The following is a 4,793-nucleotide window of genomic DNA, read 5'->3' as shown; positions in this document are numbered from 1 at the left end:
AGAAACGTTGATATATAACTTGTTTCTCAGAAGAAGGGAGAGCTCCAAATGAACATGAGTCTGTCTCAATCCCCTCAGCTTCAGCTTAAAGCGACGATGACACCGGAATTGCAGCAATCGGTCCGCATTTTACAATTGACTGGTATGGATTTGGTGTCATATCTTCAGGAGCAAGTTATGGACAATCCCTTATTAGAGCTTGAAAGAGAGGCTTGGGTACGAGGTAGTCGTAGGGTTCATTCGTATAGAGAATTATCGGAGGATCCGCTATTTCGGCTGCCTGCTCGAACGGAGACATTGGAACAATCACTGCTAGCTCAATTGCGGTGGACTGGTATAGATGAACCCTGTTATAAAATCGCCGCATTTATTGTAGGCAGCTTAGATAAATCCGGGTATTTGACGATGACGGTGCCCGAAATAGCGGAACTGATTCACAAATCGGAGCAGGAGGTATTATCTGCTTTGCTTGAGGTGCAGAAGTTGGAGCCTGCCGGCATTGGCGCCAGGGATTTAAGAGAATGTCTGCTTCTTCAAATAAGCAAAGATCCCGCGGCTCCCTTCGGAGTTTACGAGCTTGTTGAGGAATGGTTTTCGCTCATAGCTCACGGCAAGTGGGAAGACATTTCTCGGGTTTCAGGGATGACGCTAGAACAGCTTAAGCGCAGCGCTGGATACATCCAATCGTTACAACCTCGACCCGGCTATGATTACGGATACGAGGATGAGCAGCCCCAGTACGCCGTACCGGAAGCGGAAGTGGGCTGGGTTCAAGGAGAACTGGTCATTCTTTGGAACCAAGCTATGACTCCTAGGCTATCACTATCGAGCGACATGGATGGTCTGAGTTTCTCCAGCAAGGAAGCAGCTGCCTATGTGAAAGCTAAGAAAAAAGAAGGCCAATGGCTTATTCGTTCCTTGGAACAAAGGTACAAGACGTTAAAGCGTGTTATTAAAGCTATTCTTGAAGAGCAACCCTGCTTCCGGGAATTAGGTGCACTTGGCTTAAAACCGCTGAAGCTGAGAACGATTGCTGAGAAGCTGCAGCTTCATGAATCGACTATAAGCAGAGCTGTAAGCGGGAAGTATATTCGAACTCCGCATGGCACGTTAGAGCTGAAGTTTTTCTTTTCGGCGATCCAGCTTAACGGGGATGACGAGTCCTCCTCAAGCTTATATATTAAATCGCATATAGGAGAGTTGATTGCAAATGAGAATAAGCTTAAACCTCTCTCTGATCAGAAAATCGTTGATGAGCTCATGAAGCTCGGAGTGAAGGTTGCGCGTAGAACAGTAACCAAATACCGTGAGGAGCTGCACATCGTTTCATCGGCTTTACGCAAAAAAAGGGTCTAAGTCAGTCAAACCCTCTGGTTCATAATAGTTTGGGATTCACTCATTTGGTGTAAAAAGTAATGATACTCAAAATGGAAGGGAGTCCTACACCATGCCGAATGAAGTAAAGCTGGAGCCGGAAGCACAGAAATTCGTGGAGGATACGGCGAATCCGCCATACTTATATGAACTGGGACCGAAGAATGGCCGGAAGAAGGTCGATGAAGTACAGTCGAGTCCTGTTTCCAAACCGGACGTAGATCTCGAGGAGCGTAAGGTACCAGGTGGACCGAATGGAGAGGTGTCGGTAACGATCCTAAAGCCCAAGAATGCCCCTGCGTCGCTGCCCGTCATTGTTTATATACATGGAGCAGGTTGGGTGTTCGGCAATGCGCACACTCATGACCGCTTGATTCGAGAACTGGCTGCAGGATCGCAATCGATAGTCGTGTTCCCGAACTATAGCTTGTCCCCGGAGAGCAAATATCCGACTGCTATTGAGGAGATATATGCCGTTGTCGAATGGGTGGCCAACAGCGGCGAGGAGATTGGCGCTGATCCATCCAGGCTAATTGTTGCTGGAGACAGCGTAGGCGGCAACATGACCGCAGCCGTTACCTTGATGGCCAAGGATCGTGAAGGTCCCACCATCCATAAGCAATTGTTGTTCTATCCGGTAACAGATGCTTCATTCGATACCGATTCCTACAAGCAGTTCGCTCAAGGCTACTTTCTGAGCAGGGAAGGGATGCAATGGTTCTGGGATCAATATACGACCAGCCCAGAGGAACGTGCACGGATTACGGCGTCGCCGCTCCGCGCCTCGATCGAACAGCTCAAGGGACTCCCCCCTGCGTTGGTCATCACCGGAGAAGCCGATGTGCTGCGTGATGAGGGAGAAGCCTATGCTGCGAAGCTCCGTGAAGCAGGTGTCAAAGTAACAGCCGTACGCTTTCAGGGCATCATCCATGACTTCGTCATGCTGAATGCACTCGCAGAGACAGATGCCGCCAGAGGGGCACTGACATTGGCGAATGCCTGGCTGAAGGAAAGCTGAACAGCCGATAGATCATTTGAATAGTCGAGCAGGTGCTAAAAGCAGCCTGCTTTTTTCCATTGAAGACACATAGAGCAACTAAAGAAAAGTTCCTGCGTATAATAGCATACAACCATTTTTCTTCCAAATTATTCCGGATGCTAGCCCGTTGTTCCATATTAAGGTGAGGGGGAATCGAAGCTGCAAGTTATCATTACTACGATAATCTTAGGACTGATGATGATTCAGGATATCTACTTTATGGCTGCACAACCGGCTCACTATAAAGCACAGAGGGCTGTGTTTAATACTATTTTTGGACTATTGTTCCTGATCGGATCGATCATTTATTATTGGGCTGCTTACAGGCCTAAAGTTGGACCGGTAGGAAATGGGCCGAACGATGCTGTAATATGGTCCAATTTTCTTTATACGATGATTGTGGGCGGATGCTTCTTTACTCTGGGGATGGTCGGATGGGTCGTGGTAAGGAGCGTTAGAGCGAAGAATGGCAATGTATCGACAAATGATTAAGTGCTCAAAAAATCGTAATGCCTCCGACTCCAAGAGTGGGAGGCATTTTATATGGATGAAACCGCTATTCGAAGTATCTATTCGTTAAGAGTTCCTAATTCCTTCTGTTTATTAAAGAAACGGATAAGGGGCTGGGCTTGCTCGTAGTCTAATTGTATGCCTGTTAAAAAGTAGGCTTTAACTGAGATCTCCCGTCCCTTCCACGAATAGGTTCGTTTCCAATCCACAGGGGACAAGCTTTGTAAAATAGAATAAAGCTGCTCGCGCTGCTCTACAAATCGTCCGATTAGCTCCGTAGGAGAGGAAAGTGCTTGAGGCTGGCTGGCTTGCCCTCCGACAGCGGCAGTCTCTTGATGTGCGTCCGCCAGCAGCGTTTGAAGAACTTTCGCATCGCGGTTCACCATTCTTGCAAGCAGGTCTAATGGAGAAAGCGAAGTTGCTGACAAGGGATGCTGCCAATACTCCTCACTAATCCTGGTCAGCGCTTTAGCGCTATGATGGAAGGATTGGTAATGGGATAACAAATGGTTTATTTCTTCCGACTCAACGTCTAGAGGAATAAGCTCAGGTGGAGCTTGTACGATGGCTCCGGTTCTCGCTTCAATAATGAGCTGACATAGCCTCAATACCTGGTCACCGGGAACCGTTCGACCGCTGTCCGTGTCTACCCGGTGTACCAGCACAAGGTTTTCCTTAGGGATGATGGTGACGTGCTGTCCTCCGACACCTCTTGCCTCATACATGCCAAGCTCAGGCCAATTACCCGTCAGCGGTCTCCACCACAAGTAGCCGTAGCCTCTACTCAATTCTTCCATGACCGAATGAGGCGCAGTGCTTTCCTGAATCCAGCTTTCAGGGATCAACTGCTGATGGTCAAAGCTGCCGTTCTGCAAATACAGAAGACCGAAACGGGCCAAATCTCTGGCAGACAGGCGGTAATGTCTCGCTCCATGGACGGAAATGTGCTCTTGCTTATTTACTTGGGTATGAAGAGCGGGGATGAAGTCCTCCATGCGAAGCGGCTTAGCAAGCTGCTTCTCAAACTCATCGAACACGGTTGAACCCGTAGCTAGCTCGAGTATAGTCTCCAGTGCATTAAAGTCCCAGTTGTTATAGTACCAATGCGTATCCGGAACATGGCTGCCCCTGACTGGACGTTTTTTTTTCATCGCAACGGTTTCGGAGGCGGCTTCGTGATAAATCCCGGACCTCGCCTTCAGAAGATGGACGACCTTCGCTTGCCTCTCCTGTTCAGTTAGTGGAGGCTTATCATCGACGCCGAGCTCTGCCAAGGTTTGATTGATATCGATGCTGCCCTGCTGAATGTGTATGCCGTATAATGCGCTCAATATACTTTTACGGACGGAGTGACAGCGATAGGGGGTAGTCACGTTGCCCCAAGCAACGGCAACAGCACCGCGGTCAATGACTAGAAGTGCGGAGGAGCCTATTTCATCGAACAACTGCTTGGCATTCTTGAGCTTGTCCGCGGACCAACCGGCTTGAGCCGGATCGGAATAGGTCAGCCACGGTCCGCCTGCCTGTGTACTTCGAGCTTGCTCCCATAGTTGCATACAGATGCACATCCTTCCGATAATTTGCTTTATCATAACATGGAATGGAATAAAATGGATATGCAAAAACTCCTCGTTATTTATCTACATAGTTCGAAAATAAAAAAGGGACACATCCATGTGTGCCCCTCCAGCCTGTTTAGAAACAATATTCTTCCTCGTGAATATAAGCATCTAAACGCCAGTTACTGTTAAGTATCCGTTCTTGAGCAGCTTCAGCTTCTGCCCAATCATTATATGGCCCAAAGGTTTCAACGTATCCATCAGAATCCGATGCTGTCACAAAGAATTTCCAAATGTTGCAGCCTGACCCA

4 protein-coding genes are annotated in these 4,793 nt (G+C 48.3%); 3 read left to right on the top strand and 1 reads right to left on the bottom strand.

The genetic code is table 11. The features are described 5' to 3' along the window. The first annotated feature begins 48 nt into the window (after positions 1 to 48). From rpoN to BP97_RS0130785, 3 genes are all read left to right on the top strand, one after another. The gene (gene rpoN, locus BP97_RS0130795; protein ID WP_028552535.1) at positions 49 to 1,356 is read left to right on the top strand and encodes an RNA polymerase factor sigma-54; all 1,308 of its coding nucleotides are present in this window, start codon (positions 49 to 51) and stop codon (positions 1,354 to 1,356) included. 91 nt (positions 1,357 to 1,447) lie between these two features. Continuing rightward, positions 1,448 to 2,392, top strand: coding sequence for an alpha/beta hydrolase (locus tag BP97_RS0130790; RefSeq protein WP_028552534.1), 945 nt, complete (start codon positions 1,448 to 1,450; stop codon positions 2,390 to 2,392). 240 nt (positions 2,393 to 2,632) lie between these two features. Then, on the top strand, positions 2,633 to 2,905 hold the full coding sequence (locus tag BP97_RS0130785; protein ID WP_028552533.1) for a hypothetical protein: 273 nt from the start codon (positions 2,633 to 2,635) through the stop codon (positions 2,903 to 2,905). A gap of 77 nt (positions 2,906 to 2,982) precedes the next feature. Here the strand turns inward: BP97_RS0130785 and BP97_RS39245 are convergent, their stop codons facing one another. Further along, on the bottom strand, positions 2,983 to 4,479 hold the full coding sequence (locus BP97_RS39245; protein WP_051621072.1) for a serine hydrolase domain-containing protein: 1,497 nt from the start codon (positions 4,477 to 4,479) through the stop codon (positions 2,983 to 2,985). Positions 4,480 to 4,793: the final 314 nt, after the last annotated feature.

Source organism: Paenibacillus sp. UNC451MF, from assembly GCF_000686845.1.
In the GTDB taxonomy this organism is placed as follows: Bacteria; Bacillota; Bacilli; order Paenibacillales; family NBRC-103111; genus Paenibacillus_S.
The sequence above is the reverse complement of the archived record's forward strand: the minus strand, read 5'-3'. Positions and strand labels throughout refer to the sequence as shown.

Coding starts and splice junctions, on each gene's coding strand:
- rpoN (WP_028552535.1), top strand. CDS start 49: ATGAACATGAGTCTGTCTCAATCCCCTCAGCTTCAGCTTAAAGCGACG.
- BP97_RS39245 (WP_051621072.1), bottom strand. CDS start 4,479: ATGCAACTATGGGAGCAAGCTCGAAGTACACAGGCAGGCGGACCGTGG.
- BP97_RS0130785 (WP_028552533.1), top strand. CDS start 2,633: ATGGCTGCACAACCGGCTCACTATAAAGCACAGAGGGCTGTGTTTAAT.
- BP97_RS0130790 (WP_028552534.1), top strand. CDS start 1,448: ATGCCGAATGAAGTAAAGCTGGAGCCGGAAGCACAGAAATTCGTGGAG.